The following is a 2642-nucleotide window of genomic DNA, read 5'->3' as shown; positions in this document are numbered from 1 at the left end:
ACCGACCGTGAGGGTGCTAAAACGTTACTTCGTCAACATGCTAAACGCTTAAGCCACGTAAAAAATGTGATGGTTGATAGCGGTTATCGAGGTGAGGCATTTGCTAATAGTGTTAAATCTATTTTAGGCGAAACCGTTACCACAGAAGTTGCCAAAAGAGATGAACTGCAGAGGTTTAAAGTCATACCAAAGCGATGAGTTGTAGAACGTTCGTTTGCTTGGCTTGAGAAAAATAGACGCTCGTGGCAGACCAAGTGGGGTAATTCACCATTCCGATAAAGGTAGTCAGTATCCATCGATTAAATACGGTGAACGGCTTAAACAATCGGGACTTGCTGCCTCAGTCGGTACGACTGGCGACTCCACTTCGGGCATAGCCCTACGTCTTGCACTCGGGTGAAGCAGTGCAAGACGTAGGGCTATGCTCGTAGTGGATACGGAGAATATCTACTATTGTTCATTAATTCCGTCAGGCTATGCTACCTGACTCAAGTAAACCTGTCTCAGATAAAACCATGAAGGTTCAGTTCGAACCTTACAAGCTTGGGAGCAAGGGAAACGCTATCCATCAAAGGCGGCTAGCGTTCTGCTGAAAATTGCAAAAGTTGAACCCCAAGTGCTACTGTGCGTTGCTCATTAAAAACTTTCGCTGTTAAGAATGGTTAGCATTTGTTTGATTGACAATTTGCTATACAAGAATGGGGGGCTAATAAAAGCCCTTGTTGTTTACCCAAAATAAATTGTCTAAAAAACCACCATTTTTTAGACAATTTAACCATTATTATTCCTAAAAATACTCGACTAAATACCTTAGCCTACTATCTTCTCCAAATTCTGGGATGACCCAAAGTAAACCTTTTGAAGCATATGCCTAAAATAATCAAGAGTTACAGATACTTATCAAACCAACCAATCAATTTTTCGGGATGAGCCCCAAAGTGATTGTAAGCATAGAAACGCTGATTCGATTCTTCAATCCATACTAATTCTTTAGTTTCTGCACCTATAGCATCAAAAATTTCTTGACCATCTTTTTCAGCATAAATTAAGAAATCTCGTCTAAGCTGCGCCATCATCGTTGGTACTTTGACTGCATGCCCGTATAGACGTGGCGTTTCTTCATCGACATTAAAACCTGTCAATTCACGCAGACGCTCGTTAAACTCTGCCACGGTTTCTTCTGGGTCAGCCTTGACCATTTCAGCGGCTTTTTCGATAAAGGTACGACCCGATACTACATTTAATAATACCAAAGCTTTGACATCTTTGAAAACATCAGGTTGTTTTGCCATGGCGATAATGGTTGAGTTACCGCCCATGCAGCGGCTAAACAAACCCAAATCCATTTTACTAAGTACAGGGTGCGACTGGACGAATTTGACCGAACCAATCACATCACGGTATTCTAATAAGCCCAGTCCACTGGTAACACCATTGGCGTCCCCACTTAAACCACAATTACGCAAATCATAAGTCAAAATGTTGTAGCCTGCGTCATGTAAGTGTTTAAGCTCTGGCAAGAAATTGACTTCAAAACCGCCAAACATGGTGTTATACGGTGGCAAATGCCCTGGAAAGCCATAACGGTTACAGGTCATAGGATGATTAACAATCAGCAGTTTGTTGGAATCAGCAGGAATAAACCAGGCTTCAAGCGGTACACCGTCGTCCGACGGAAAATACATCTCTTCATAGTCCATGCCATACTCGTCTGGACGACGCAGCACAGGAGTACGCACGCCTGTTTTAAAAAGTTGGGCGTAAGATTCGATAACAGGGTGAAGTTTATTGACGACCGCAGAAACAGTGGCTTGTGCCGCATTGCCTGCAACTTTAAGTGGATCAACATCATGTTGACCGATATTTTCTGGATTTGGGTTGTCAACCGGTTTTTTGCCAAGTAAGCTCATATTGCTCTCGCTTTTTTATGTAGAGTAGTAAACGTTATGGTCATTATAACAACACTTAATAAAATATTTTTGCCTAAAACAACGAATTCATTGCCTAATATAACTTTTAATAAATTTTTTCTAAAATTAATCTTATAATAGTATTATCAAAAAATATTATGAAAAACATATGATAGAAACTTTAAAGAATCTAGCCAATTTAGCCAAAAAAATTGCCCAAAACAACGGCATAACCCCAACAAAATTGTCCAGCGTAGAAATTTTTCGCTTTGACAGTATTCATACACCACCGATTTATAGCGTGTATCCGTTAAGCCTTACTTTAACGGTATCTGGGGCAAAACGCATGATTTGTGGCGAGCAAATCCTTGAATATGGGGCAGGATTTTCCGCTGTGGTGGCACTTGATATGCCAATTACTACCCAAATCATGCAGGCGACAGCAAGCGAGCCTTATCTGTGCGTACATATCGCCCTTGATGCGGATAAGTTGTTGGCTTTATTGCCGAAAAATGCAATAAATTGTGCTGATGATTTGAGCGAGATTCGCGCCTTGTCTGTGGTCAAGACAGGAGATGACTTGATTGATGCAGTGTGGCGGCTGCTCAAATTGAATGATGACAAATTAAAAGATGAATTGTTGCCACTCATCATGCAAGAAATCATGCTTCGCCTACTGTATGATCAACACGGTGCAAGCTTACAAAAACTACTGTCGCAAGACAGCGCCGA

2 protein-coding genes and 2 pseudogenes are annotated in these 2642 nt (G+C 41.3%); 3 read left to right on the top strand and 1 reads right to left on the bottom strand.

What is annotated here, in order from left to right:
• Together RT143_RS12220 and RT143_RS12215 are read left to right on the top strand one after the other, a co-directional pair.
• Positions 1-195 (top strand): annotated as a pseudogene (locus RT143_RS12220) (IS5/IS1182 family transposase); the annotation flags it as partial.
• A 46-nt stretch (positions 196-241) separates the two neighbouring features.
• A pseudogene (locus RT143_RS12215) lies at positions 242-364 on the top strand (IS3 family transposase); the annotation flags it as partial.
• Positions 365-887: 523 nt separating this feature from the next.
• Here RT143_RS12215 and RT143_RS12210 read toward each other — a convergent pair.
• On the bottom strand, positions 888-1910 hold the full coding sequence (locus RT143_RS12210; RefSeq protein ID WP_313093357.1) for an alpha/beta hydrolase: 1023 nt from the start codon (positions 1908-1910) through the stop codon (positions 888-890).
• Positions 1911-2079: 169 nt separating this feature from the next.
• Between RT143_RS12210 and RT143_RS12205 the strand changes: the two genes are divergently transcribed.
• The coding region (locus tag RT143_RS12205) for an AraC family transcriptional regulator (protein ID WP_313093354.1) at positions 2080-2642 on the top strand (563 nt) is incomplete at its 3' end.

Source organism: Moraxella sp. CTOTU48268 (assembly GCF_032069585.1).
Lineage (GTDB): Bacteria > Pseudomonadota > Gammaproteobacteria > Pseudomonadales > Moraxellaceae > Faucicola > Faucicola cinerea.
This window is presented reverse-complemented; position numbering and strand designations above follow the sequence as displayed.